The organism is Achromobacter sp. D7-1, assembly GCF_059760445.1.
Genome location: NZ_JCBAMT010000192.1, coordinates 1 through 208 on the forward strand (window position 1 = coordinate 1; position 208 = coordinate 208).

General features: G+C 64.9%; 1 protein-coding gene. It reads right to left on the bottom strand.

Features of this window, described 5'->3' with window-relative positions:
- Positions 1–208 (bottom strand): hypothetical protein (locus tag AC6LKD_RS32735; protein ID WP_498118556.1); only part of this gene is annotated, 208 nt, incomplete at both ends.

A 208-nucleotide genomic window follows, 5' to 3' on the forward strand; every position in this document is an offset into this window, starting at 1 on the left:
CCGCTGATGACGTTGCCGGTGGCGGTCAGCGCGGTGTCTTCCGTGACGGAAGCGGTGTCGGGCTTGGCTTCAGGAGCGGTGTCGGTGATGAGCACCACCAGGTCGTCGGACTTGACCTGGTTGGCCGTGTCGGTGACGGTGACGGTGAACTTGTCGGTGACGGAGTTGTCGCCGGCGGTGTGATCCTTGGCCGTACCGTCCTGCTGGT